Origin of the sequence: Roseibium marinum, assembly GCF_002906165.1 — a bacterium.
GTDB lineage: Bacteria > Pseudomonadota > Alphaproteobacteria > Rhizobiales > Stappiaceae > Roseibium > Roseibium marinum.
Genome location: NZ_PPCN01000004.1, coordinates 173331 through 197977 on the forward strand (window position 1 = coordinate 173331; position 24647 = coordinate 197977).

General features: G+C 60.1%; 22 protein-coding genes. 7 read left to right on the plus strand and 15 right to left on the minus strand.

Annotated elements, in window-relative coordinates; genetic code table 11:
* Window positions 1-41: 41 nt before the first annotated feature.
* From CLV41_RS11810 to CLV41_RS11820, 3 genes are all read right to left on the minus strand, one after another.
* Entirely contained in the window at window positions 42-1442 is a 1401-nt protein-coding gene (locus CLV41_RS11810) for a CmpA/NrtA family ABC transporter substrate-binding protein (RefSeq protein WP_103222771.1), read from the minus strand.
* Between the two features lie 365 nt (window positions 1443-1807).
* Window positions 1808-2917, minus strand: coding sequence for a CmpA/NrtA family ABC transporter substrate-binding protein (locus tag CLV41_RS11815; protein WP_103222530.1), 1110 nt, complete (start codon window positions 2915-2917; stop codon window positions 1808-1810).
* 59 nt (window positions 2918-2976) lie between these two features.
* Window positions 2977-3564 (minus strand): ANTAR domain-containing response regulator, encoded by a 588-nt coding sequence (locus CLV41_RS11820; RefSeq protein WP_103222531.1) that lies wholly within the window; start codon window positions 3562-3564, stop codon window positions 2977-2979.
* 251 nt (window positions 3565-3815) lie between these two features.
* On the opposite strand from CLV41_RS11820, the gene CLV41_RS11825 reads away from it, so the two are divergent.
* The 4 genes from CLV41_RS11825 to CLV41_RS11840 all read left to right on the plus strand — a co-directional run bounded on the left by CLV41_RS11825 (window position 3816) and on the right by CLV41_RS11840 (window position 8167).
* A complete protein-coding gene (locus CLV41_RS11825) occupies window positions 3816-4619 on the plus strand; it encodes a trypsin-like serine peptidase (protein WP_208987461.1) in 804 nt (267 codons plus the stop codon).
* A gap of 148 nt (window positions 4620-4767) precedes the next feature.
* Window positions 4768-5580 (plus strand): NAD kinase, encoded by an 813-nt coding sequence (locus CLV41_RS11830; protein WP_208987462.1) that lies wholly within the window; start codon window positions 4768-4770, stop codon window positions 5578-5580.
* A gap of 145 nt (window positions 5581-5725) precedes the next feature.
* The gene (locus CLV41_RS11835) at window positions 5726-6250 is read left to right on the plus strand and encodes an Hpt domain-containing protein (protein WP_103222533.1); all 525 of its coding nucleotides are present in this window, start codon (window positions 5726-5728) and stop codon (window positions 6248-6250) included.
* A gap of 177 nt (window positions 6251-6427) precedes the next feature.
* Complete coding sequence (locus CLV41_RS11840; protein WP_208987463.1) at window positions 6428-8167, plus strand: caspase family protein; 1740 nt, start codon at window positions 6428-6430, stop codon at window positions 8165-8167.
* A gap of 6 nt (window positions 8168-8173) precedes the next feature.
* Here CLV41_RS11840 and CLV41_RS11845 read toward each other — a convergent pair whose 3' ends face one another.
* The 4 genes from CLV41_RS11845 to CLV41_RS11860 all read right to left on the minus strand — a co-directional run bounded on the left by CLV41_RS11845 (window position 8174) and on the right by CLV41_RS11860 (window position 12325).
* Window positions 8174-9328 (minus strand): DUF2336 domain-containing protein, encoded by a 1155-nt coding sequence (locus tag CLV41_RS11845; RefSeq protein ID WP_103222534.1) that lies wholly within the window; start codon window positions 9326-9328, stop codon window positions 8174-8176.
* 101 nt (window positions 9329-9429) lie between these two features.
* Window positions 9430-10746 (minus strand): transglycosylase SLT domain-containing protein, encoded by a 1317-nt coding sequence (locus CLV41_RS11850; RefSeq protein WP_146048558.1) that lies wholly within the window; start codon window positions 10744-10746, stop codon window positions 9430-9432.
* A gap of 376 nt (window positions 10747-11122) precedes the next feature.
* Window positions 11123-11725 (minus strand): flavin reductase family protein, encoded by a 603-nt coding sequence (locus CLV41_RS11855; protein ID WP_103222535.1) that lies wholly within the window; start codon window positions 11723-11725, stop codon window positions 11123-11125.
* A 3-nt stretch (window positions 11726-11728) separates the two neighbouring features.
* Window positions 11729-12325: a nitroreductase family protein gene (locus CLV41_RS11860; protein ID WP_103222536.1), complete on the minus strand. Its 597-nt coding sequence runs from the start codon at window positions 12323-12325 to the stop codon at window positions 11729-11731.
* Window positions 12326-12716: 391 nt separating this feature from the next.
* On the opposite strand from CLV41_RS11860, the gene CLV41_RS11865 reads away from it, so the two are divergent.
* Window positions 12717-13757 carry a hypothetical protein gene (locus tag CLV41_RS11865; protein ID WP_208987464.1) on the plus strand — a complete coding sequence of 347 codons (1041 nt, stop codon included), beginning with the start codon at window positions 12717-12719 and terminating at the stop codon, window positions 13755-13757.
* A 71-nt stretch (window positions 13758-13828) separates the two neighbouring features.
* Here CLV41_RS11865 and CLV41_RS11870 read toward each other — a convergent pair whose 3' ends face one another.
* The 7 genes from CLV41_RS11870 to CLV41_RS11900 form a co-directional block, all read right to left on the minus strand.
* Window positions 13829-14677 (minus strand): lysophospholipid acyltransferase family protein, encoded by an 849-nt coding sequence (locus tag CLV41_RS11870; RefSeq protein WP_103222537.1) that lies wholly within the window; start codon window positions 14675-14677, stop codon window positions 13829-13831.
* A 236-nt stretch (window positions 14678-14913) separates the two neighbouring features.
* On the minus strand, window positions 14914-16884 hold the full coding sequence (gene thrS / locus CLV41_RS11875) for a threonine--tRNA ligase (RefSeq protein ID WP_103222538.1): 1971 nt from the start codon (window positions 16882-16884) through the stop codon (window positions 14914-14916).
* A 136-nt stretch (window positions 16885-17020) separates the two neighbouring features.
* Window positions 17021-18487, minus strand: coding sequence for a RimK family protein (locus CLV41_RS11880; protein ID WP_103222539.1), 1467 nt, complete (start codon window positions 18485-18487; stop codon window positions 17021-17023).
* 4 nt (window positions 18488-18491) lie between these two features.
* A complete protein-coding gene (locus CLV41_RS11885; protein ID WP_208987465.1) occupies window positions 18492-19754 on the minus strand; it encodes a peptidase C39 family protein in 1263 nt (420 codons plus the stop codon).
* A gap of 192 nt (window positions 19755-19946) precedes the next feature.
* A complete protein-coding gene (locus CLV41_RS11890) occupies window positions 19947-21734 on the minus strand; it encodes a B12-binding domain-containing radical SAM protein (RefSeq protein ID WP_103222540.1) in 1788 nt (595 codons plus the stop codon).
* A gap of 109 nt (window positions 21735-21843) precedes the next feature.
* The gene (yidD, locus tag CLV41_RS11895; protein ID WP_408013809.1) at window positions 21844-22224 is read right to left on the minus strand and encodes a membrane protein insertion efficiency factor YidD; all 381 of its coding nucleotides are present in this window, start codon (window positions 22222-22224) and stop codon (window positions 21844-21846) included.
* The gene (locus tag CLV41_RS11900; RefSeq protein ID WP_103222777.1) at window positions 22221-22673 is read right to left on the minus strand and encodes an iron-sulfur cluster assembly scaffold protein; all 453 of its coding nucleotides are present in this window, start codon (window positions 22671-22673) and stop codon (window positions 22221-22223) included. Before CLV41_RS11900 ends, yidD begins: the two co-directional genes overlap by 4 nt.
* A gap of 299 nt (window positions 22674-22972) precedes the next feature.
* Between CLV41_RS11900 and folE the strand changes: the two genes are divergently transcribed.
* Window positions 22973-23608, plus strand: coding sequence for a GTP cyclohydrolase I FolE (gene folE / locus CLV41_RS11905; protein ID WP_103222542.1), 636 nt, complete (start codon window positions 22973-22975; stop codon window positions 23606-23608).
* A 48-nt stretch (window positions 23609-23656) separates the two neighbouring features.
* Window positions 23657-24112, plus strand: coding sequence for a phosphoribosyl-AMP cyclohydrolase (hisI, locus tag CLV41_RS11910; protein ID WP_103222543.1), 456 nt, complete (start codon window positions 23657-23659; stop codon window positions 24110-24112).
* A 79-nt stretch (window positions 24113-24191) separates the two neighbouring features.
* Here hisI and CLV41_RS11915 read toward each other — a convergent pair whose 3' ends face one another.
* Window positions 24192-24623 (minus strand): CBS domain-containing protein, encoded by a 432-nt coding sequence (locus CLV41_RS11915; protein WP_103222544.1) that lies wholly within the window; start codon window positions 24621-24623, stop codon window positions 24192-24194.
* Window positions 24624-24647: the final 24 nt, after the last annotated feature.

Here is a 24647-nt window from a genome sequence, read left to right on the forward strand (position 1 = left end):
AGGAGCGGCGGTTTGTGCCCTCGCCGCTCCGCTTCCGGCCCTTATCCGCCGACGACATCGCTGCCGGTCACGACCTGATTGCCCTTGAGGCCGATCGGCAGGCTGTCGATATAGGCGTTCGGCTGTTTGCCGTCGTAGGCGATGCCGTCGATGACATCCCCGGCCGGGGTCGGCGCCCGGTAACCGTCGGTGTCCCAGGGGAAGTCTTCCCTCGCGACATGGCCGTCCTCGACCAGCAATTCAGCGGCTTGGAGATAGATGTCCGGGCGGTAGACCGACTTCGCCACCTCGTCGTACCAGCTGTCGGGCTTGTATTCGCCGATCTGGCCCCAGCGGCGCATCTGGGTCAGATACCAGACCGCGTCCGAGTAGTAGGGATAGGTCGCGAAGTAGCGGTAGAAGACGTTGAAGTCGGGAACGTCGCGCTTGTCGCCCTTTTCGTATTCGAAGGTGCCGGTCATGGAATTGGCGATGACTTCCGCGTCCGCACCGACATATTCGGACCGGGCGAGGATCTCGACCGCTTCCATGCGATTGGCGTTGTCGTTTTCATCCAGCCACTTGGCCGCACGGATCAGCGCCTTGGTGACGGCAAGCGTGGTGTTCGGATATTCCTCGGTGAACTCCTGCGTCATTCCGAAGACCTTCTCCGGATTGTTCTTCCAGATTTCGTAGTCGGTGATCACCGGAACGCCGATCCCCTTGAAGACCGCCTGCTGGTTCCACGGTTCGCCGACGCAATAGCCGTAGATGGTGCCGGCCTCGAGCGTTGAGGGCATCTGCGGCGGCGGGGTGACCGACAAAAGCGCGTCCGCCTGGATCTGGCCGGAGATGTCCGTGTCGGAATAGAAGCCGGGATGAATGTCGCCGGAGGCGAGCCAGTAGCGCAGCTCGTAGTTATGGGTGGAGACCGGGAACACCATGCCCATGTTGAACGGCTTGCCGTCGGCCTTGAATTTGTCGACAACCGGCTTCAGAGCGGTCGCCTTGACAGGATGTACCGGCTTGCCGTCGTCCTGCATTTCCAGATGCGGCTTCATCATCTCCCAGATTTCGTTGGAAACGGTGATGCCGTTGCCGTTGAGATCCATGGAGAACGGCGTGACGATATGCGCCTTTGTACCGAAGCCGATGGTAGCCGCCAGCGGCTGACCGGCCAGCATATGCGCCCCGTCCAGTTCCCCGGTGATCACCCGGTCGAGAAGAACCTTCCAGTTGGCCTGCGGCTCCAGGGTGACGAAAAGCCCCTCGTCCTCGAAATAACCGAGCTCATAGGCAACCGCGAGCGGCGCCATGTCGGTCAGCTTGATGAAACCGAAGGTCAGCTCGTCCTTTTCGACATCCAGCATCTCGGCAAACGCACTGGAAGCGGGCGCCAGCGCCGTGGCCGCCATCAGGGCGCCAAGAGCAACCCGGCGGGTGATCTTTATTGTCGTTGACATCGTTTCGTCCTCTTCCCTCATCTGCCCTGCGCCAGCCCGGCTGGGCCCAGGCGCAAATAAAAAAGCCGCCGTCTGACCAGCATGAATGGAAGGAGACCATGCAGATCAGAGCGGCGGCTTTGCCTGAGCACCCGGCAACGGGCGCGATATCACTTGGGCCAGCGTCGGCCACGCCTCACTTGAAGCACGAAACATGCCAACCAGGTGATTTTCGAATTTACCGATAATTCACAGATGCTTACGCAATAGGTCGCTGTAGGCCCGTTTGCGCTGCCTGCATGAATTAAGGGCTGCAACCGCAGGCAGTTGAACTTTTTTTGTGCATTGCAGCGCACCTGAGCGGAAAGTGCCGCGCTTTTTCGCGGCTAGAATTCCCGGCCGTCGAACATGCGGATTGGCGCATCCCGGGGCACGTTTTCCAGCCCCAGAGCCGACAGATAGATGTCCGGGGAAAAAATCCTGGCCACCTCCGCTGAGGCATCTTCCGATCGCTCCGCCTGACCCCAGCGCACCATCTGCTCATGGAACCACTTGCCGTGCACCGGCATCGGCGCCATCTTCGCCCCGCCCGGGAATGTCAGAAAGTCCGGCACCTGCTTCATCGTGTTCCGGCCGAGGCGCATGCTGCCCTCAAGCGCCGGAAGGCAAATCTCCACCGGACAGCCGAGCATATCGGTGCGCGCGAGCAGTCCCGCGAGCTGCTCCACGTTTTGTGCGGAAGCGCACCAGTCGGCGGCCCTGGACAAGGCACGCAGAAGGGCAGCCAGGGTCCGGGGATTGGCCTCCGCCCATTTCCGGGTGACGCCGAGCACCTTTTCGGGACTGTCGGGCCAGATGGCCTGCTTGTAGGTTGCGATCCGGCCCGTCCCGGCCGCCACCGCCGCCGTATTCCACGGCTCTCCGACGCAATAGCCGTCAAGCTGGCCGGTCGCGAGCGCATCCGCCATGATCTGCGGCGCAAGGACGGTGATTTCCACATCTCTGTCGGGATCCAGACCGGCGGCCGCGATCCAGTAGCGCAATTCGTAGGCGTGTCCGGAAAACGGATGGACCACGCCGAAATGCAGGCGCGGTGCTGCTTCTGAGCGCCGGCTCTCGATGACTGCCGCCAGCGCCCTGCCGGTCGAGGCGGGATCGCCCTCCGTGTCGGCGCCCCCGGCCGCCATGTCCGCCCAAAGGCTGGTCGAGACCGTTATGGCATTCCCGCCCAGACCGAGCAGCATGGGCGCCAGCATAGGCACGGCCAGACTGGTCAGATTCAGGCTTGCCGCGATCGGCATCGGCGCCAGCATATGAGCGACATCGAAATGACCGACGGCGATCCGGTCGCGGATATTCGCCCAGGAGGTTTCCCTGACGAGCTTCAGCGCGATGCCTTCCTGCTCCGCGAACCCCATTTCCGCGGCAGCCACCAGAACCGCGCTGTCCAGCAGAGGAATAAAACCGGCAATGACGGGTGTTAAGCTCTTGTCCATAATCCTCCGGTCTCCCGACTGGCCGTTCCGCCCCGACGGCTTTTTTCAATCAGCATGGCTCAGTCCTCCAGCAATCCGCTGGCGATAACCAGGCTCCTGGCCACATCTATTATCTTGCGGCTCTGGTTCATGGCCGACCGGCGCAGAAGATCGTAGGCCTCCTGCTCCGACAGACCTTTTGATTTCATCAAAATGCCCTTTGCCCGGTCAATGGTTTTCCGGTCGGCGAGTTCGCTACGGGCTTCCTCCAGCTCTTCGGTCAGTTTGGAAAAAGCCCGGAACCGGCTGATGGCCATGTCCAGGATCGGCTTCACCCGCTCCCGCTTCAGCCCGTCGACGACATAGGCGGAGACGCCGGCGTCGACTGCCGCCTCAATCGAGTGGCTGTCCGACTTGTCGACAAACATCGCGATCGGCCGCCGAACCGCGCGGGAAACCTGGAACATGTGCTCGAGCTGGTCTCGATTCGGATTTTCCAGATCGATGACGATCACATCCGGATTGATATCCGCGATCTGCCGTAGCAGTCCGCCCATCTGGTGCACGAGCATGACCCGGTCGTGCCCGGCATCGCGCAATCCCTGCTCGATGATGGACGCCCGGATCTTGTTGTCGTCAATGACCAGAATGGAAAGCCCGAAGATCATGACGCTATTATGCGCAGGGCTACTTTTTATGCAACAATCATGCTGCAGCGCAGCAACAATTTTATCACCGGATTGTCAACAGCCCGGAATTTCTTCCCGTTTCCTGTATGTCTTCCCGTATATGGCCATCGAAGGAACATTGTTGCCTGCCGCCCTTTCTCGCGGGAATGAGACCGCTTTTCAGGCCCATCAGAACGGACTGAGGGGGCAAGACAGGTGAAATGCGCCTGGCGATGCGATACAAGCAACGCATGAAGCCAGCAAGACAGCTTATCATCCGGCGCCGGGCCGCTACGCTGCTGGCGGCCTGTCTCTCGATATTCGCCCTGGGGCCCGCGGATGCCGCCAAACTCCAGGTGATCGACAGCACTGAAGCCCCCTGGCCGTCCATAGGACGGGTGAACGTTGCCGGCTATCGGACCACCTCCATGTGCACCGGTACGCTGATTGCCCCCAACATCGTGCTGACGGCCGCGCACTGTCTCTACAACAAGCGAACCCTGAAACCCTTTGCGGTTGACGATCTGCTCTTCATCGCCGGCGTCAGACGCGACGAATATGCGGCCCGACTGGAAGCCGCCTGTTTCAGAACCGCTGAAGGATTTGCGCCTTCAACAGACGTCAAACTGGCCGATATCCGCAATGACGTCGGCATCATCATCCTGAAGGAGGCCAGTTCGCTGGCGCCCGTCCCGCCCCTGTCCCTGCAACAGGCCGCCCGCCTTACGAAAGACACGCGGTTTCGATCTGTCGGATACCGGCGGAGCCGCCGGTATCTGCCGACCGTCGTTCCGGCCTGCAGGGTTCTGGGCAATGCGGAAGAAAGCTGGGTCACCGACTGCTCCGCCGAAAGCGGCGCGTCCGGCGGTCCGCTGCTCGTCGAAACACCTGACGGCCCGCGGGTGGCGGGCGTGATGTCGGCAAGGATCGACAAGGAACGGTCCGCTATCGTACCGTTTTTCAACTGGCAGGCCTTGCTGGAAAACCCGTCCTGCGGACAAACTCAGTCACTATCAGGCGCCGCAGCGAACCGGCCCGCCTCCACGGGAAACTGATCCGCTCCGGCCTTTCGGCCAAAAGACGATTTTTCACTGCCCCTTGCCACATGGCCCGGCTATGGTGCTACCGGCGGGCAACGATTGGTCCGACAACGCGTTTTGCTCGCCGGACGCCAGATCGACAGATGCAAAGATACATTGGACGATGAACCAATCCGCGCCGCCGCTTCAACCAGACCAGATCCGCGCGATCCCGCTGAACAAGCTGGCCTTCGTCGCAAGCGACACGGAGGAAGCACGCGCGGCCCTCGACAGCCTGTCGGAGCGCTACGGAAATTATTCGGTCGAAGACGCGGATGCGATTGTCGCCCTGGGTGGCGACGGGCTGATGCTGCAGACGCTTCACGCCCATATGAGCAGCGGCAAACCGATCTACGGCATGAACCGCGGTTCGGTCGGTTTCCTGATGAACGAGTACCGCGAAGACGGTCTTGAGGAGAGGCTGGCCAAGGCGGATATCACCACGATCCGCCCGCTTGAAATGACGGCAGTCGGAGAGGACGGCACCACGCAAAAAGCGCTGGCGATCAATGAAGTCTCACTGTTGCGCCAGACTTCGCAGGCCGCACGCCTGAGAATTTCCGTCGACGGCCGGGTCAGGCTGGAGGAACTGGTCTGCGACGGCTGTATCATCGCCACCCCTGCCGGCAGCACGGCTTATAACCTGTCGGCTCACGGCCCCATTCTGCCGATCACGGCCCATCTTCTGGCCTTGACACCGATCAGCGCCTTCCGCCCGCGGCGCTGGCGGGGCGCCTTGCTGCCGAATTCGGCAAAGGTCGACATCGAAATCGTCGATCCCGCGAAACGGCCCGTCAGCGCGTCCGCCGATCACAGGGAATTTCGCAACGTCACCCATGTCGCGATCGAGGAATCGACCCGCCTTGAAGGGCTGATCATGTTTGATTCCGATCACGGCTGGGACGAGCGTATCCTGACGGAAATGTTCCGTTATTGATCGTGGCCCGGTCCTGTCGCGGTCAAAGGCACTGATAAAAATCACTCCGGCAAGACCCTGTTAAGTATGATTGACCATACTTGAGCTGACCGGAGCGTTTCTCGCTCATCCCCTTGCAGCACTGCAGACGAGGACGAAAGCTGCCATGGCCGACACTGCCAAGGATCAGAATTACGAAATCCTGTCACCGCCGGGCGATTTGCGCAGCAAGGTGCGTGAACTGACACCTCGCGAAGCCAAGAAATTCGATCCGGTCAAGGCCGCCGAGGATGCGATGCACCGCCTCTCCCAGCATTTCGGCGCCTGGATGGACAATGAAACAAGGGCGCTCACAAGCGCCTGGGAAGCCGTGCAAGCCGAAGGCATGTCGGAAGAAACGCTGGCGACACTGTTTCAGGCCGCGCACAATATCAAGGGTCAGGCCCTCACACTCGGCTTTCCGCTGGTCGGCGAAGCGGCCGCCAGTTTCTGCCATCTGATCGAGACCGTCCCCTCCCCCGCCGCCTTGCCGCTTGACCTGACCGAACGCTATGTGGAAGCCATCCGGGCGATGGTCAAGGAAGGCGCAAGGGACGACGCCAACAGGACAGGCGTTCAGTTGCTGGAAACCCTGAAGACCGTGACCGGCGATTTTCTGGCGCAGTTTCCGCCAAAACCTGACGACGTGTGATCTTCGCAACCTTATGGATCTTCATGAGTCCGCATGGGCGCCAAACGCGTTTTCGAAATGGCGCGGCGCCTGACGGGTGACAATGCCGGCTGGCATGCATTTCGCCTCTGGTTACAACGGGTTGATTGACACCCAAATTGGCAGGTTTTATCGTCTGAACTTTCATGGAGAACTGCCGTGAAGCAGATTTTATTTTTGTTTTTGGTTTTATTTCTTTCCGCGACCGTCGCTCAGGCTGAACGAAAGGTGGCTCTCGTCATCGGCAACTCGGGCTACGAAAACGTTGCCAGGCTGAAAAACCCCGATAACGATGCTCGAAGCATGTCCGGAAAGCTAACCGATCTCGGCTTTGACGTGACCACCGGTGTCGATCTGAATCTCAGGGACATGCGTAAGACCGTCAGGGAATTCATCAGAAAGCTGGAAGGTGCGGATCTCGCGCTGTTCTTCTATGCCGGACACGGCCTTCAGGTGAAGGGTGACAATTATCTGGTTCCGGTGGACGCGCAACTGGGCTCCCATCTCGATCTCGACTTTGAAGCCATGCCGGCCAATCTTGTCCTGAACGCCATGGAACAGTCCACAAAGGTCAATCTGGTGTTTCTGGATGCCTGCCGGAACAACCCGTTCACGGAAAACCTCGCCCGTTCCATGGGAACGCGTTCGGGAGCCGTTGGCCGCGGCCTTGCCAAAATCGGTTCCGGTGTCGGCTCGCTCATCTCTTTTGCCACGCAGCCGGGCAATGTCGCCCTTGACGGCGACGGCAAGAACAGCCCCTTCACGACCGCGCTCCTGAAACATCTGGGCACACCGGGCCAGGACATTACCCGCGATCTTGTCATGGTGCGCCGGGACGTGCTGGCAGCCACCAATGGGCAACAGGTACCCTGGGACAATTCCTCCCTGACGGGAGAGGTCATCCTGAAACAGATGGAAATCGTCAAGCCACCGGAGAAAAAGCGCCCTGATATCAATCCGCAGATTGAACTGACCTATTGGGACTCCATCAAGTCCGGTGAAAACGTCGCCTATTTCGAGACCTACCTCAGCCGTTACCCGAACGGTCAGTTCGCCGACATCGCACGCATACGCCTGGTCGATCTGAAGGCCAGGGCGGAAAACGAGCAGGACAGGCAGGTCCAACAGGATACATCCGGGGAAATCGCCTTCTGGCAATCCATCCAGAACTCCACGCGGCCGGAAATGTTCGAGACCTATCTCGATCAGTATCCGGAAGGCATCTACGCAAGGCTCGCACATCTGAAAATCGATGCCATCAAACAGAAGGCGGAAGCGGATGCGCGCGCCAGTGTGCAAGCGGCGGCGGATGCCGCGGCGGCTGTCACCAGAAAGGAAACCGCGGATACACCGGCGCAAGACCTCACAGTCGCCGTGCTGACGCCGGAAGAAACGCCGGCCTCACCCCTTCCCGAGAGCACCAGCCGCACGCTTACCCCGCAAGAGCTTGCGACATCCATGCAGACCGAGCTGAATCGTATCGGCTGCTCGGTCGGCAGGATCGACGGGGATTGGGGCAACCGGAGCCGCCAGGCGCTCCGGACCTACGGCCGCGAAAGCGGGATAGACCTCGCCTCGCTCGATCCGGCCCCTGCCGTTCTGGACCAGCTCAAGCGCGCGACGGGCCGGGTTTGTCCGCTGACCTGCGGCCGCAATCAGGAACTCAAGAACGGCAGATGTGTCGCTGTAGGGCAGGATACGCCCGCGAAAAGCGGTACCAAGCCGAAGACCACCGCGAAAGCCAACGAAAACTGCCCATCGGACCCCACCGCTTATGGCAATGCGCTGATCGGGAAAGCCCACGGATCAGGGCGTCAGACCCTGACCCATCCATGCGGCAGAAAATTTATCTGCGGTGGGTCGAGGGCATCCTGGACGCTGTCCTGCAGATGGCTCTAAAGGGCTTCAGGCGGCCGCTGTGGTCAGCAGTCCGCCGTTCCTGATCAGCAGGCGCGCTTCCAGCCGGGCGACATCGATGGCGAAACGGCGGAGGAATGCGGTGACATCCTCATCCGCTCCCAAAGCCCCGTCCTGCATTTCCGCAAGCAGGGTTTCCGTCAGCATTCTGGCTTCGTCGAGCGCCAGATCGTAGGTGAAGTCGGCATCGGCCTGACGGGCAATGTCGATGGCCAGCAGGAACGCCTGATGCGCCCTGAGCGGCAGGCCGGCCTTGCGCAGCATCGCCTGCAGGGCCGAGCGCCGGACCGTTATCAGGAGACTGCACAGGCGCGGCAGCGGCACCTGGCCCAGATTGGCAAGGGCGGCCGCGAAGAATCGCAGGCGTCCGCAACATACCGCGCGCAGCAGCAGGCGGGTGGTCAGTTTGCCTCTTACCCGCAGATGTTCAACGAAATCGGACAGATCCTCCACGCTGGCTTCCAGAGCCAGACGCAGCACCACCTTGTCTTCGGCGTCGCTCAGGAATGTATGTCTTTGATGTTCGGGAACCCGTTCCAGCACGATCGGATGGTCGTCCAGGTTCTCGGCCAGCCGCATGAGCAGCTCATAGCGGGTCGGCAGAGGCAGGTCCCGCGTTTTCAGGAGTTCGTCGCAGATGTCCGGACGGTTTTCGAACCGTTGCGCCAGACGCAGCAGCGAGGATTGCAGCACCTGTGCGCTGGTATTGCGCAGCAGCGTCCGGCAGGAGATTTCACTGCCGACCTCGCAAACCGCGGCACAGATGGACGCGGGCAGCCCGGCCCGCTCCGCAATCGCGCATTGCACCGCATCGCTGCCCTCAGCGAACAGATCCACCAGCTCGGCATCCGACAGAATTGGAGAGAATTTGAGGACCGGGACCGCGACTTCATCGACATCCCCCGCAAGGCACCGCACGACATGAGCCGGCGCATACGGACTGGCGGCGAGAAACTTCGCGATCGCCTTGCGCACCCCCCGGCTCGGGTCATCCAGAAGAATTGTCAAAGCCGCAACCATGCTGCTCCATTCCCGGCTACCGGGCTCCGCTGCCAGACAGCGCTCCGCGAGTTCCTGCGCGGCCTGGATGTCCAGGGTGCTCTCATCATCGTTATTCAGCTGTAGAATGTCGTGTACGGTCATGGCGGTGAAACAATCTTCCCAAGTGTCGGATGTTATCCTGACATCAAAGGCTTAACGATCGGTTCACCATAATTTTAACAAGGGTGGCCGGTTTCCGAAGATCAGGCCGGCGGCAGCAGATCCTTTTGTTCCTCTTCCGCCTTCAGGCGCAAAAACCGCGTGAGATCCAGCGGCCCGCCCTGGTCGGCCAATGCCAGTTCCTGGGCCGCCACCTGATTGGAAGCACCGGACAACCCACCGAACAGAGCCACTTCATCGATAGCCGCGAACGCTGAAGCGAACCGGGGATTGACCCCGGCCTGTGTGGACCCGTCGTCATTGCGGAACAGCGCTTCGAACGGATTGACGGTTTCAGCCGCCTGAAAAGCCGACAGGACACGAGTCGTGGCTTCGTCCGCGGCACCGCCATTTATGGAGGCCTCGGCCGGATCCTGCGGTGCGGTTCCGCCGGGAGTTGCCGCAACCCGTTCCTCCTGAAGGAAAACGGCGCTCGCCGCCGGGCCGGTGGACTGGCCGGAGCCGGAACGCGTTTCGGGAAGCGCAAGGCGCGCCTGCGCGAATTCCGGCGAAATCCGGTTCGAAAGCGCCAGCGCCGCCTCACCCGCGGCGGCCAACTGGACGGACGCGGAAGGCTTGGAGCGCATGGCGAAAGCGGCTGCCGGATCGCCTGCCAGATGATCGAAGGAATTCTGGTTGACGCCCGGTGCGCCACCTTCCGGTTTCGCGTTCGGCAAGGCAGCCACACTGGTGAGCGCACCGGAGGTCCGCAGGTTCTTCTTGCCGCTCACTCCGGCGATCATGCTCACCGCATCATGCTTTGAAACGATGACCTCATAGACCTCCTGCATCGATCGGGCGGTGCCGTTGCGATTGTAGAAGATCGGTTTGTTTGCCCTTGCCTGGGCGGAAAACATGCTGTCAGCCCGCACGTCCGGATTTGCGGCCGTGGTTTCAATCAGCTTGCTGGCCCCGTGCGCTCCGAGAAAATGCGCCATATAGAGCTCGCCATCCGACGGCTCCCGGCCGATTCTGTTCTCAAGATAACTGGCGTTTTTCTGTGTCAGCGCGCCTGCCATCATGGACGAGATTTCAGGATCCTTGCGCAGTTCGAGAATCTCGCGCCGCATCTGGGGATCGCTGACGTAAAATTTGCCGTTCTTGCTCTGTTTGATCTGATCGGAGTATTTGTCCAGGCCGTGTGCCGGCCCGGCCTCCTTCATCGTTTCCAGCCATGTCGATTCAATGAACTGGAACAGCCCGGTCGCGCTCGAGGTTTTCGCCTTAGCCGCAGGATTGAACGACGATTCTCGTGCAGCGGTCTTCACCAGGTAGTCGAATGACGTACCTGTTGAACTACTCGCAGACTGAAACGCTAGCTCGATCCGAGACGCGATCGAGGTGGTGTCAGCTACTTGCATGACCCTGTCTCCTCGACGGAACTAAATTATGACTTCGTTAACCTTAGGGCTCACTTCACGCTCAAAAGGTTAACAATACCTTAACAACACACAGGTGGTGGACAGAGCAACTACAGGCGCTTCTTTTTTACTTCTGCCTGCGGAGTTCTACGCATGTGATCTGCCGGATTTGTGGACATCAAAGGCCATCCGGACTTTTTCTTGGGAAAAAACGCTAACAAAAAATCTACTGATAATTCGAAATACTGGTGAGTCGGCAACCCTTAAAGCAGAAAGACGCCGACTTCAGCGGCGTCTTCTCAAGTGTCATATCCGCAGCGCCGCGGATCTTCAAAGCCGGATACCGTCGTCAAACCCTCTTGTCTGCATTCCTGACCTAGACCTTCGGCCGGGCCATCTGGAAGACTTCGGTAACGACGCCGTAGTCCATGTAACCAAGGCGCGACAGCGGCTTGTAGCGGGTGACATCCACACGTCCATCGACAATGACACTGTCATCGATGTGAACGCCGACCACCTGACCCATAACCATGTAACTGTCGGTTTCCGCGCCGTCGAGGCCCTTCAGATGCAGCGTCTGCAGATGCTTGCACTCAAGCGCGGTCACCGCTTTTGCGACCCGGGGCGCCTTGACCAGCCTGCAGGGCGCCATGTCCAGACCGGACAGATCGAATTCCGACGTTTCGTGCGGCACGGCCGCGGACGACACATTCATCTCGTCCTTCAGGTCCCAGCTTGCCATGTTGCAGACGAATTCACCGGTCGCGTCCACATTCGCTACACTGTCCTTGTAGCCGGTGGACGAAAACATCACGATCGGCGGCCGGTCGCAGACACAATTGAAAAAGCTGTACGGCGCGAGATTGGCCCGTCCCTCTCCGTCCAGAGTGGAAATCCAGCCGATGGGCCGCGGAGCGACGATCGCCTTGAACGGATTGTGGGGAAGGCCGTGATTATTCTTTTCCGTTTCGTAAAACATTGGCTACTCGGTCTCCGTCCATGTGGTGATCAAATCCGAAAGCTCGGGGCGCGGACGCTCGAACGGCGGCTGGGTCGGCGTGCCGATCTGCACGAAACCGGCGAACCGCTCGCCCTGACGGGCACCGAGGTAACGGGCGGCCTCGTCGTCGAGGCAGTACCATTCGCTCAGCCATTGCGACACAAAACCGGAAGCGGCCGCGGCCGTCACCAGGTTCATGCACACAGCGCCAGCCGAGAGTTGCTGTTCCCAGAGCGGGATCTTCGGGTGTTCCGTGGCCGTGCTGAGGACGCCGACCACGAGCGGCGCCCTCGTGAAACGGGTCAGTTCCTTTTCGCGCTGATCCTGATCGAGCGGTCCGTTCCTGCGCTCGCAGAGCTCCGCCAGCCAGGCGCCGATCCGCTTTCCCTGCTCCGCCCGGTACAGAACGAAGCGCCAGGGAATCAGCTTGCCGTGATCGGGCACGCGCGCGGCGATGGTCAGGATGTCTGCGATCTGCGCCTCGTCCGGTCCCGGCCCCGTCATGGTCACCGAAGGATGTGAGCGCCGCTTTCGTAGGAATTCGAGAGTTTCCGGAGAACCGGAATGAAAACTCGGCATGAACGTGTCCTGTTCAGATAGTCGCATTTGCAACCATCCCCCTAATCGATTGACCATATTTGTCAACTTCTAGCACCTGAGCGTTGAAAGGATTGTGCCCAATCGGCGCTTCGTTCCATTCAAACGAGGCAAAAAGCGGATCCTGTCGCTCCGAATGAAGTCACGCATTTCAACATCGGCAAGGATATGGGTGACATTCCGGCGGACACCAGGTCCGTTTTCCTTCCATGGTCTTGAATTTGCCCGATTTTCAGTCCCAATAAAGAAAAAGGGCTTTCGACTCAAAAGACGGGTTTTCCCGTCGGGGAAAAATGATATTGAAGTGGGCATGTTGAACGCAGGAACTGTTTCAGGCCGGATGTTTTTCGCAAGTCGCATCATCAGGAGTGTGTTGCTTCCGTTGATGCTTTTCGCGTCCCTGCTGTCCGGCGGCGGCCTTGCGGCCCATGCGCAATCCACGCAGACGCCTCTTCCACCCGCGGTCAAGCCCGATCCCAACGCGCCTTCCGCCCCGCCTGAAGAGCCGATCATCAATCTGCTCGACCGGGAGCCTGAGCCGCTCTTTTCCGATACGCTGGTCCCCTATGCTCCCGCACGCTCCGTCACTACGGACGTCCTCGAAGGCCTGGACCAGGGCGCCCTCTATCTTATGGCGAAACTCACGCCGGACAGTTCTCCCCTGAATGACGGCCTGATCTGGCGCATCTACTCCGAGACCACAAATACCGACGGCCGGCTTCAACTGGTGGCGACTTCGCAGGGTGGCGACGCGGAATTCCGTCTCGACCCGGGCACCTATCTCGTCCACACCGCCTACGGTTTCGCCCAGGCAACGAACCGGATCGTGATCGGCAAGGAAGTCCAGTCCAAGATGCTCACCCTCAATGCGGGCGGCATCAAGTTCGGCGCGGCGCTCAAGGACGGGGAGGATCTTGACGACCGGATAGTGTCCTTCGACATCTACGGCATGGATTTTGACGAGCGCGGTGAGCGCGATCTGATCGCCAGCAATGTCAAACCCGGCTCAATCCTTCGCCTTTCCGCCGATACCTATCATGTTGTCAGCCGTTACGGCGACGTGAACGCCGTGGTGCGCGCCGATATTCAGGTCCTTCCCGGCAAGCTGACCGAAGCGACCATATTCCACAAGGCCGCGGACATTACCCTGAAGCTGGTCAATGAACGCGGCGGCGAAGCCATTGCCAACACCACCTGGTCCGTGCTGAGCCCTGGAGGCGACATCGTGGTGGAAGCCACCGGCGCTTTTCCGGATTTCGTGCTGGCCGAGGGGGAATACGAAGCGATTGCCCGCAACAACGGCCGCACTTACCTGCACACCTTCGAGGTCGCGCCGGGAGAAGACCGCGAAGTCGAAGTGGTCACCAGCATGGCCGAACTGGCAAGCCAGGAAGAAACAGTTTCAAGCAACTGACCGGTTGACCACTGCCGCCCTCAGGCCGTCGCGCGGACATCCAGGCAGGTTTCGTTTTTCGAAAAAATACCTTACAGGCGCCGTCCAAGCACTCGCTGCGCCTTTACCGCTGGCGCCATTTCCATGACCTTTGTCTGCAGGAAATCCATGATTTCCTTCTGGTCGCCGAACCCGGACAGGGTTTCGAACGGTATCGGCTGACCGGCGCGGGCAGTCATCACCGATCCGATGATGCGGCGGAATTCGCGCACCAGCAACGACAGGCGCAGGGTCAGCGAATATTTGCTCACCAGGTGGAACAGCCAGGAGTTCTGGCCATCGAAATAGAGCGGCAGAACCGTCGCCCTGGAGGAGCGGATCATCTTCGCCGTGAAGGTCTTCCACGGCAGTTCCTGCGCGCGGCCGAACGGCTTTGCGGCGGTCGCGACACCGCCCCCCGGAAACACGATGATCGTCGTGCCTTCCTGAAGAAGGCGGAGAGCCTCCTTGCGGGTCTGCATATTGGTTTTCAGGGCTTCCTTGGTTTCCTCGAAATCCACGGGAAGAGAAAACGGCCGGACCTCCGGCACCTTGAGAAGCTCGTTGTTGATCAGGATCTTGAACGGCCGGTTCAGTTTTTCCGCCAGGGCCAGGATCGCCAGGCCATCGCCGATGCCATAAGGATGGTTGGCGATCAGAACCAGCGGGCCTTCCGGCAGGTTCTGCGGCGGCCACTCGCCACCGGCGACGGACACGTTCAGATTGATCAGCCCGAGAAGATCGTTCCAGATATATTCCGACGTGCCGACCATGGTGTCTTTCCACACCTCGTAAAGGTCGACAAGCTTGCGCCGGCCCGAAAGACCCTCAATCGCCCGAATGGTCCAACGCTTGAGCGGCGGCTGTTCCGGATTGGCGTAACTGAATTCGGTGTGGTGCACGGCGGTCGTCTTGAACCTGATTTTGCTCTGGCAAATTTGGAACCCAGTACCAGAAGCAGTGTATCACGAATATGACAGTAGATCGCCGAAGATCAACCTGCTTTCATGGGGTGGTCCATGAAAGCAGGAAAGTTGATCGGTCCCGAAGCGGCAGGGCATAATTTCATCAGTCCATACCTTCGGGGAAGGACATCGCGCAAGCTGTCAGTTTTCCCCGTAAATCCGCAAACCGGCGGCTATTTCATGTCCGGCGGCAGAGCCTCTTCGGTGAAGGCCGTGACCGCCTCGTCGAGCCCCATGGAGGTCTGGTCCTTGGAGCCGAGACGGCGGACATTCACAGTCCGCTCTTCCGCCTCGCGCATGCCGCAGACGACGATCACCGGCACCTTGGCGAGCGAATGTTCCCGGACCTTGTAATTGATCTTCTCGTTGCGGAAGTCGGTTTCCACTTTCAGACCCTTGGCCTTCAGAAGATCGGCGACTTCCTGGCCATAGGCATCCGCCTCGGACGTGATGGTCGCCACGACGATCTGCAGCGGTGCGAACCACAGCGGGAAATGACCGGCATAGTTCTCGATAAGGATGCCGAGAAACCGCTCCATGGAGCCGCAGATCGCCCGGTGGATCATCACCGGCGTCTTCTTTTCGCCGTCACTGTCCACATAGAAGGCGCCGAAACGCTCCGGCAAGTTGAAGTCGACCTGGGTCGTCCCGCACTGCCATTCGCGGCCGATCGCATCGCGCAGGGTATATTCGAATTTCGGGCCGTAGAACGCCCCCTCACCCGGCAGAATATCGGTTTTCACCCGGCCTTCCGACTGGGTCTCGATCTGTTTGAGAACCTCGCCCATGACCTCTTCGGCGTGATCCCACAGATCGTCGGAGCCAACGCGCTTTTCCGGGCGGGTCGACAGTTTGACGACGATCTCGTCGAAACCGAAATCCTTGTAGACCGACAGGATCAGGTCATTGATCTTCAGGCACTCGTCCGCCATCTGCTCCTCGGTGCAGAAGACATGGGCATCGTCCTGAGTGAAACCGCGCACGCGCATCAGGCCGTGCAGCGCACCGGAGGGCTCATAACGGTGCACCACACCGAATTCCGCCAGCCGCATCGGCAGATCGCGATAGCTCTTGAGGCCGTGCTTGAAGATCTGGACATGCCCCGGGCAGTTCATCGGCTTCAGCGCGAAGACACGGCTGTCCTCCGCCTCCGGATCGGCAGACTGCACGGAGAACATGTTCTCCTTGTACCAGCCCCAGTGACCGGAGGTTTCCCAAAGCGAGGTGTGCAGGATCTGCGGCGCGTTCACTTCCTTGTAGGTGTCCTTCAGGATACGGCGCTTGTAGGCGATGAGCGTCTGGAACATATCCCAGCCGTTCGGATGCCAGAAGACGACGCCCGGCCCCTCTTCCTGGAAGTGGAACAGGTCCATTTCCCGGCCGAGCTTGCGGTGGTCGCGCTTTTCAGCCTCCTCCAGCATGTGAAGATAGGCCTTCAATTCCTTCTCGTTGTGCCACGCCGTTGCGTAGATGCGGCTCAGCATCTCGTTGTCGGAATTGCCGCGCCAATAAGCGCCGGCAACCTTCATCAGCTTGAACGCATCGCCGATCTGCCGGGTGGAGACCATATGCGGGCCGCGGCACAGATCCAGCCACTGGCCCTGCTTGTAGATCTTGAGTTCCTGGTCCTCGGGAATCGCGTCGACAAGTTCGACCTTGTAGACCTCGCCCTTCGCGGTGAAGTAGCGCTTGGCTTCCTCACGGGACCAGACTTCCTTGGTGAACTGCGCGCCGCGTGCGATGATCTCGCGCATCTTCTTCTCGATGACCGGCAATTCTTCCGGGTGGAATGGCCAGTCGTCGCCGCTGTCCGGATGCACACGCTTGAAATCGTAATAAAAGCCGTTTTCGATCACCGGTCCGATGGTGACCTGGGTACCCGGCCACAATTCCTGAACCGCTTCGGCCATCACATGGGCCGCATCGTGGCGGATCAGTTCCAGCGCGCGCGGATCGTCGCGGGTAACGATCTCGATCTTGTGGCTGGTGCCGATCGGGTCGGTGAGATCTTTGAGTTCCCCATCCAGAGCCATTGCTACAGCCTTTTTGGCGAGCGACTTGGAGATGCCCTCGGCGACAGCCAGGCCGGTGATGCCTGCTTCGTAGTCGCGCACGGAATTGTCGGGGAAAGTCAGTTGGATCATCGTTTTTCTCCTGCTCACTCCTGCAGACAAGGCAGGTAAGCTGTTCAAAGGAATTGGAACGGGCCGGGAATACGGGATTCAGGATAATCCGGCAACCTTTTCCGAAGATTTCCTTGCGTTTTATATCGGCGGGCACTCACCTGACTTCAAGCCGGCGTACGAACCAGCGGATGAGACGCTCCCAGACCGTATCCTTTTCGGCGAGGTCCTCAACGCCGTGATCCAGATTGGGATTGTCGTTGATTTCGATGACCACGACCCGGTCATCGATCATTTTCAGGTCCACGCCATAAAACCCGTCGCCGATCAGCCGGGCGGCCCGCACGGCGATATCGACAACGGCCGGCGGGGTCTCCGCCAGGGAGACAGTCGTGAAGCCGCCTTCGACCGACTTCTTTCCCGGTTCGTGGCGCACGATCTGCCAGTGCCGTTTGGCCATCTGATACTGGCAGGCAAACAGCGGTTCGCCGTCAAGCACCCCGATGCGCCAGTCGAAATCGGTCGGGCAGTATTCCTGGGCCAGCAGAATGGCGCTTTCCTGGAAGAGTTCCTTCAGCTTTGACCGGATCGGCTCAGTGCCGGCAACCCGGAACACACCGCGGCTGAAGGACCCATCCGGGATCTTGAGCACCACGGGCGATCCGAGCCGCTCTTCCAGATCGCCCGCTTCCTTCAGGGACGACAGCACGATCGTCTTCGGCGTCACGATGCCGTTGCTGTTCAGGAGTTCCGTCAGATAGACCTTGTTGGTGCAGCGGATCATCGACACGGGATCGTCGATCACGGGCATGCCTTCCTGAACCGCCCGGCGGGCGAAGCGGTAGGTATGATTGTCGATATTCGTGGTCTCGCGGATAAACAGCGCATCGAATTGGGCAAGTCTGTCGAGATCGCCCCGGCCGATGGGAACCACCTCCACCCCCTGGCGCGCGGCGACCTTCGCCATGTGCTTGAGCGAGGCAATGCTGGAGGGCGGCAGATCGTCCTTCGGATCGGACAGGACGGCCAGCGAATATTTCATCACCGCCCGCTGCTTCGGGGCCCGCCAGGGCCGCGTCGTATAGGTTTCGACGGCCGACAGGAAAAGCGACCGCTCCTGCGCCGACAGACCGTCCACCGCGAGAACGCGGATCCGTTTGATGCTGCGCCACTCCCCCGGCTCGAGCACGACTTCCAGAACCGGTGCCCGGAACCAGTCGAAAAGCAGACGGGCGAAAGGTTCCAGAACCGGGTCGCCGGTCTGGCCGAGATGGACAAGCATCCGAGTCGTGCCATCGGCCTCCGCCGCCTCCATCTTGCGCAGGCACCTGTTCAACTTGTCCTCCAGTTCCGGCAGGGCATGCTGATAGAGCTGCTTGCGCGACAGTTCGATCATCGTTTCGACGGCCGGAACGACCCGGTGCTGGCGGGCTTCCGCCAGCAGCGAGGCGTAATAGCCGGCGCCCTGATAGGCATAGGAGCGCGACAGGTTCAGGATCGACGGATTGGCTCCGGCAAACAGCTTCGGATGCATGAGATATTCATGCACCGTCATGACCTTGTGCGGGGTATCGCCGTTGGAAACATCCTTGAGATTGTCGACCAGAATGACCCAGGAGGACATGGGATCAGGGTTCCTTTCGTATGAGGACCTGCGCGCGAACGCCGCCCCGGCCCCAACGGGCCATGCGGTCGAATTCGGCGAACGGTACGGGAAGATTGGCGGCGTCCGCCGGGCTTTCGTGGCGTTCATGCCCGAGCCACGGATCATGCAGGATCAGATGCCGGTCGTCCGCATCGTGAACCAGAACCCAATGCGGCACTTTCTCACCGAACATCCGGTAACCGGAGATCAGCACGATCGCCATCGCCCCGGCGCAAACATGTTTTGCAAGTGTCACCGCGTCATGCGGTCGATTGGACCGGGAGACACCAAGCTTTTTCGCTTCGGCCCGGTAGCCTTCCTGCACCAGGATCAGGATCTTGCGTTTTTCCGGATCCCGGACGGAACTCACGAACAGCGGTTTATCGGGGGACAATCGCACTTCAGTCGAAAGTCCGCGGCGCGCCAGCGCATTGGCCAGGCCGAAGGGGCCGCAGCCGCCGTGACCGGTGGCGAGATAAATCGTCGTCGCCTCGCGCCACAGCGTCAGTTCCTGAAGCGGCCCGGCGGAAAATTTCCCGTCGAAATGCCGGATCGCCATCAGCGCGCAGGCGGGCCCGCAGGTAAAATCGGTTGTCTGCGAATAGTAGGGCGCTCTGCCGGAGCCGAGATCCGGCCCGTGAAGAAGCCTTTCCATGCGAAGGGCCGCGCAGCCGTCATCGTAATAGTTTTCGACGCGTCCAAGAACACGGTAGCCATTTGTTTCGTAGAGGCGCGTGGCGGCCTGGTTGTCGGCCCGCACCTCAAGACGCAGAACGATCCTGTCCGCCTCGAAGGCCGCTGCTTCGGCCGCTTTCAGCAGGGCGGCTCCAAGTCCCTTTCCCCGCCGGTCCGCGTCAAGTGCCAGCGAATAGAGCCGCGCGAGTGCCGTTCCCCGGCGCAGAAGCAAAAGCGCATAGCCACAAAGGCCCGCTTCCCCGCTGGCCACCAGAATGCGGGCTCTCGGACTGTCCACAAACCTGCGGAAGCTGCGCCTGGAGATCCGGTCGCCCGAAAAAGCGCTGTTTTCGATGCGAAGGAGTTCGGCAAGATCGTCTGAATTTGCCGTACGGATCTGGATATCCCCGGTTCCGGCCTGGGGAAGAGCCTTTTTCATGGTGCCCTTGAAGACCCCAATCGTCCGGTGCGCCGCACCCGGTTTCCATCCATGATTGGCGACGGTCCGGAACGGCGCTGCTGTTGGCGTCCTGCCCTCCGGGAACCTGTCGACGGCCTTTGCCGAATACACCGAATTTCATACACTGTCTTTCGGTTTTTTGAACCCGCAACAGATTTTTGTCAGCATCCGCGCGTGTGACTGACGAAGGAGAGTTTCTTCGTTCAGCGTTCCTCGCCCCGAATGACAAGCGGCGTTGAAGGGCGACGTTGGAGGGCGGCGATGCAGGGAAGCTTGTCCGCCATACGGCGTGCGCCAATCCCTTCACAAGGAGGCGGCTTTTGCCCGGTCTTTCCCCGCCTTGCTCAAGGCCGCGTCGCGGGATTTCTTGGCCACGGCTTCCGTACCGCCGCGCGTTTCACGGATCATCGCAAGGTCCTCTTCTCCCGTTCCGTCCATGGCGGCGATCGCCAGATCGGAATAGCTGCGCCGGTCCGGCGAGGATTTGACCTTCCTGTAGATCCTGTAGACCCGCCACGTGGCGGCCGCGTAGGCCCAGTGCTTCGCCAGGATTTCCAGAAAATAGCGCGCATAAAAGACCAAAGGATTTTCGACCGGCAGGCCGCTGCGCCGGTCAGTGCGGATCTTGAGGCGGAAATAGCCGCCCTCAAGCGGATGCACCCCTTCACATTGCACCATCAGCCGGAACCACATCATCAGGAACAGCTTGTTGCCCGGCCGGCCCTTTTTGTGGGCGGCGGCTCTGCGCAGCACGGTCTCGATATGGGCGTCGGAATAATAGCTCTCCCAGGCCAGGCGGTAGGCCTCCTCCCAGTCCGTATCGCTCATCCTGGGATGATGGGTCACCCGGTGATTGAGATCGTATTTGTTGAGATCCGGGTCCATCCAGATCCCTTTCGACAACAGCACCTTGTGGTCTTCCGATCCCGGAAGCGGGGTCAGGTAGAAGAATTCAAGAAGATCGAGCGGCAGCTCCTTCTTGATGATCTCGACATCGCGCAGGACCGATTCCTTCGTGTCGCCCGGAAAGCCGATAATGTAGCCGGCATAGGTGGTGGCCCCGTGCGCGCGCCATTTCTGCAGCATCGCCCGGTACTCGGTGATCTTGTTCTGACGCTTCTTGGCCGCCAGGAGATTGTCCGGATTGATGTTCTCCAGACCGATAAAGACGCGATTGACGCCGGCCCGGGTCGCCTTTTCGATGAAATTTTCGATCTGGTGACAAAGCGTGTCCACCTGGATGATGAACTTGATGTCGAACCCTTCACCCTCCCGCAGGGCGATCAGCCGGTCGAACAGCGGTTCCCAGTCGCGGTTGCGGGCGAAATTATCATCGGTGATGAAAAACCGGTTGATCCCCTGGGAATAATTGTCCCGGATGATCTGTTCCAGATCGTCGGCAGACCGAAACCGGCTCTTGCGGCCCTGAACATTTATGATGGTGCAGAACGAGCACTGAAACGGACAGCCACGGCCGAGATCGAAACTGGAATGGGACCCGGCTGTGAAGCGGATATGTTTCAGGGGCAGGATCGGTGTCGGCTCGCCCTGAAGCGACGGCAGATCCGCCATGAAATTGTACAGCGGTTTCATATCGTCCGCGAAGGCGTCCCGGAACACCTGATCCAGTCTCCGGTCTTCCGCCTCGCCGGCAAACAGGCTGCCCCCCTCCTCCTGCAGACGGACCATTTCCTCGGGCATCTTTTCGAGCATGGAGATGCAACCGGAGACATGGAACCCGCCGACCGCCACCTGCAGCCCTTCCTGCAGGAACTTCCGGGCGAGATCCTCGGCTCGCGGAAACTGGTTCGATTGAACCCCGACCAGCGCGATCAGGGCCTTGCCGCCCTGCTTGCGGATTTGTCTGGCGATCTTTTCCGGCCGCACCCGCTTGTTGGTTTCGTCATAGGTTTCGAGGTGAATACGGACGTTTTGCCCCAGCACCTGGCGGTCTTTTGCGGCTTCCGCCAGGCCGTTCAGACTTGCAAGCGTATTGGAGGGTATGGCCGAGCGCAGCCACTGGATCGGATAGCCGTCGTCATCGTAATGGGTCGGCTTGATCATCACGAAATGGAAGTCGCATGCGTCCATATGCCGTTCCGCCTTCCGGTTGATGGAAAGAGCGTCGCACCCGCCTTCTCTGACGTCAATCGAATACCGACAAGGACAACAAACCCTGCCGTGCAATTCCAGGGTCAGCTCAGTCCAATCGGTGTTCGTCGGGGATATGCCGGCCCGTCCAGTGGCCGTAGCGCCAGGGCTGCCACCAATGGGCGTTTCCCGGCAGTCTTTCCGGCACGGGGTCAAAACCCGAAGCCCCCCAGGGATTGCATCTGAGGATCCGCGCCAATCCGATCCAGCCGCCCGCCCAGAAGCCGAAGCTGCGGATGGACTGCTCGGTATAGTCCGAACAGGTCGGCGCGTAGCGGCAGCCCCGCCCCATGACAAGGGACAGGGAATGGCGGTAGATCCAGATCAGTCCGATCGCGGCCCGTCCCGCGATGGAGAGCGGCCTGCCGGGAGCGATGCCGGGTTTCGGGGAAGGACACATGATGTCAATTGAGGGCCGCACAGCCTTCACGCCGCGGCGCCATCCTCTTTCTGTTTGGTCTCGATCTGCTCGAGCGCATCCACCACGGCGTCGAATGTCAGCATGGTGGATGCATGCCTGGCCTTGTACTCTCTCACCGGTTCAAGGAATTTGAGGTCGGCGAAGCGTCCCCCCGGCGGGGTTCCGCCTTCCTTCAACATCGCGCGCATGGTGTCGCGGACATCGCGCAACTCCTCGGCCGTCGACCCGACGACATTTTGCGCCATGATGGCGGAAGACGCCTGACCGAGCGCGCAGGCCTTTACGTCATGAGCGAAATCCGTCACCACTCCGTCCTTCACGCAAAGATCGACGAGAACGGTCGAGCCGCAGAGTTTGGAATGCGCCTTCGCGGTCGCGTCCGGATGCTCCAGACGGCCGATCCGCGGGATATTTCCGGCAAATTCCAGTATCCTGGCGTTGTAGATATCGTCGAGCATACTCGCCTCTTCGTGAATGCCTGTGATACGCGACACATTGATGGCGCACATCTTTCATATATATAGATCAGACGCCACGGCAATTTCGCAAGGGGCTGAGTGGTCGCAGCCGGTGATTGCAAGAGACGCATAGGCGCTTGCAACCGGCCAGCACCGCCCGGAGACTGTGAGTTGGCTTTTGGACGGAGTATGATAAGGATCCGCGGCGTGAAAACCCGATCTTTATCATTGGATGTCTTGATCTGTGCACCAACGAGCGCCGTATGACGAGTGACAAAGGTAATATTGCGAGGATTTCCATGGACGCCGTCCTCAAGCCGGTAGCAAAACCACTTGAACGCAAGACCCCGGACCAGTTGCATCGCCCGAGCCGGGAAGAGGCGGAGGCCGCCGTGCGCACGATCCTTGCATGGACGGGCGACGACCCGGACCGGGAAGGCCTGGCCGACACGCCCAAGCGGGTCGTCAAGGCCCTGAGCCAGCTCTACAGCGGTTATTACGAGGACCCTGCGGAACATCTTGAGCGGACGTTCGAGGATGTCGGCGGGTATCGGGACATCGTCGTTGTACGCGGCATCCCGTTCCACTCCCACTGCGAGCATCACATGCTGCCCTTCATCGGCGAGGCGCATATCGCCTACTATCCGGCTGAAGGGGTCGTCGGGCTTTCAAAACTTGCCCGCGTTGTCGATATCTACGCCAAGCGGTTGCAGACCCAGGAGAACTTGACGGCGCAGATCGCATCGGTCATTGACGATACGCTGGCACCGCGCGGCCTTGCCGTGATGCTGGAAGCAGAGCATCAGTGCATGACCATGCGCGGCGTGCAAAAACCGGGGGTCTCCACGATCACCACCCAATTCACCGGCGTGTTCCAGGACGATCCGGCCGAGCAGGCCAAATTCATGACCCTGGTACGCGGCAAGGGCTTTTAAGGTTCCCGCCCCTGCCGGTCTTTATCTTCTGGCAAGGGCTTCTCCCAGATGTCTCAAACTGAATTTTCCGAGCGCGGCGACAAGAAAGCGGTCGAAGACGGCGATCTCCTGATGCCGAAATTCGATGCCGACGGCCTGATTGCAGCGGTCGTGACGGATATCGCCACCGGCGATGTGCTCATGGTCGGCTACATGAACGCCGAAGCGCTGCAACGCACGATCGACACCGGAGAGGCCTGGTACTGGAGCCGCTCGCGCCAGAGCTTCTGGAAGAAGGGCGAGACCTCGGGCCAGATCCAGAGCGTTCACGAAATCCTCACCGACTGCGATCAGGATGCTCTCGTGCTCAAGGTATCCGTTGCCGGCAACGGCGCCACATGTCACGTCGGTTACAGGTCGTGTTTCTACCGCAAGATCGTCGCGCCCGACACAGGCCCGCTGCGCCTTGAAAAAGTCGAAGCCGAAAGGGTCTATGACCCGCAGGATGTCTACGGGAAAGTATAACCGCCGGTCAGCGGCGGCACCGCAACCCGGAGAAAAGCCGGCCCATCCGGCCGGTCGTTTCCTGTCAGGCCGCCTTTTTTCAGGCCATCGTGATGTAACTGCGCATCTGTTCGGCTTCGAGTTCGACCTGCGCAATTTTGAATTTCACCACGTCACCGATGGAAATCACACCGGCGAGCTTGCCGTTCTTGACCACCGGCATATGCCGGAAGCGCCCCTTGGTCATCCGTGCCATCACCTCGTTGACACTGTTTTCTTCCGTGCAGGTCATGACATCCTTTGTCATGACGCTGGAAACTGGAAGCTTGAGCGCCGACTCACCCTGCGTTCCGACGACACGGACGATGTCGCGTTCGGACACAATCCCTTCGATCGCCTCGTTGCCGTCGCAGACAACGACAGCACCGATCTTGTGTTTTGCCAGGGTTTCACAAACTTCGCTCAACAACACGTCACTGCGCACAGTGATCGTGTCGTGGCCTTTTCCACTCAAGATTGCGGCAACGGTCATTTTTGCACCTCTCCCATGGCATCA

Excerpts from the sequence above, each read along its gene's own strand:
- thrS (WP_103222538.1), bottom strand. The coding sequence starts at position 16,884 with ATGATCCAACTGACTTTCCCCGACAATTCCGTGCGCGACTACGAAGCA.
- CLV41_RS11860 (WP_103222536.1), bottom strand. The coding sequence starts at position 12,325 with ATGCCGAGTTTTCATTCCGGTTCTCCGGAAACTCTCGAATTCCTACGA.
- CLV41_RS11890 (WP_103222540.1), bottom strand. The coding sequence starts at position 21,734 with ATGGACGCATGCGACTTCCATTTCGTGATGATCAAGCCGACCCATTAC.
- CLV41_RS11810 (WP_103222771.1), bottom strand. The coding sequence starts at position 1,442 with ATGTCAACGACAATAAAGATCACCCGCCGGGTTGCTCTTGGCGCCCTG.
- hisI (WP_103222543.1), top strand. The coding sequence starts at position 23,657 with ATGTCTCAAACTGAATTTTCCGAGCGCGGCGACAAGAAAGCGGTCGAA.
- CLV41_RS11850 (WP_146048558.1), bottom strand. The coding sequence starts at position 10,746 with ATGCAAGTAGCTGACACCACCTCGATCGCGTCTCGGATCGAGCTAGCG.
- folE (WP_103222542.1), top strand. The coding sequence starts at position 22,973 with ATGGACGCCGTCCTCAAGCCGGTAGCAAAACCACTTGAACGCAAGACC.
- CLV41_RS11825 (WP_208987461.1), top strand. The coding sequence starts at position 3,816 with ATGAAGCCAGCAAGACAGCTTATCATCCGGCGCCGGGCCGCTACGCTG.
- CLV41_RS11845 (WP_103222534.1), bottom strand. The coding sequence starts at position 9,328 with ATGACCGTACACGACATTCTACAGCTGAATAACGATGATGAGAGCACC.
- CLV41_RS11830 (WP_208987462.1), top strand. The coding sequence starts at position 4,768 with ATGAACCAATCCGCGCCGCCGCTTCAACCAGACCAGATCCGCGCGATC.
- CLV41_RS11900 (WP_103222777.1), bottom strand. The coding sequence starts at position 22,673 with ATGCTCGACGATATCTACAACGCCAGGATACTGGAATTTGCCGGAAAT.
- CLV41_RS11915 (WP_103222544.1), bottom strand. The coding sequence starts at position 24,623 with ATGACCGTTGCCGCAATCTTGAGTGGAAAAGGCCACGACACGATCACT.
- CLV41_RS11835 (WP_103222533.1), top strand. The coding sequence starts at position 5,726 with ATGGCCGACACTGCCAAGGATCAGAATTACGAAATCCTGTCACCGCCG.
- CLV41_RS11815 (WP_103222530.1), bottom strand. The coding sequence starts at position 2,917 with ATGGACAAGAGCTTAACACCCGTCATTGCCGGTTTTATTCCTCTGCTG.
- CLV41_RS11820 (WP_103222531.1), bottom strand. The coding sequence starts at position 3,564 with ATGATCTTCGGGCTTTCCATTCTGGTCATTGACGACAACAAGATCCGG.
- CLV41_RS11880 (WP_103222539.1), bottom strand. The coding sequence starts at position 18,487 with ATGTCCTCCTGGGTCATTCTGGTCGACAATCTCAAGGATGTTTCCAAC.
- CLV41_RS11855 (WP_103222535.1), bottom strand. The coding sequence starts at position 11,725 with ATGTTTTACGAAACGGAAAAGAATAATCACGGCCTTCCCCACAATCCG.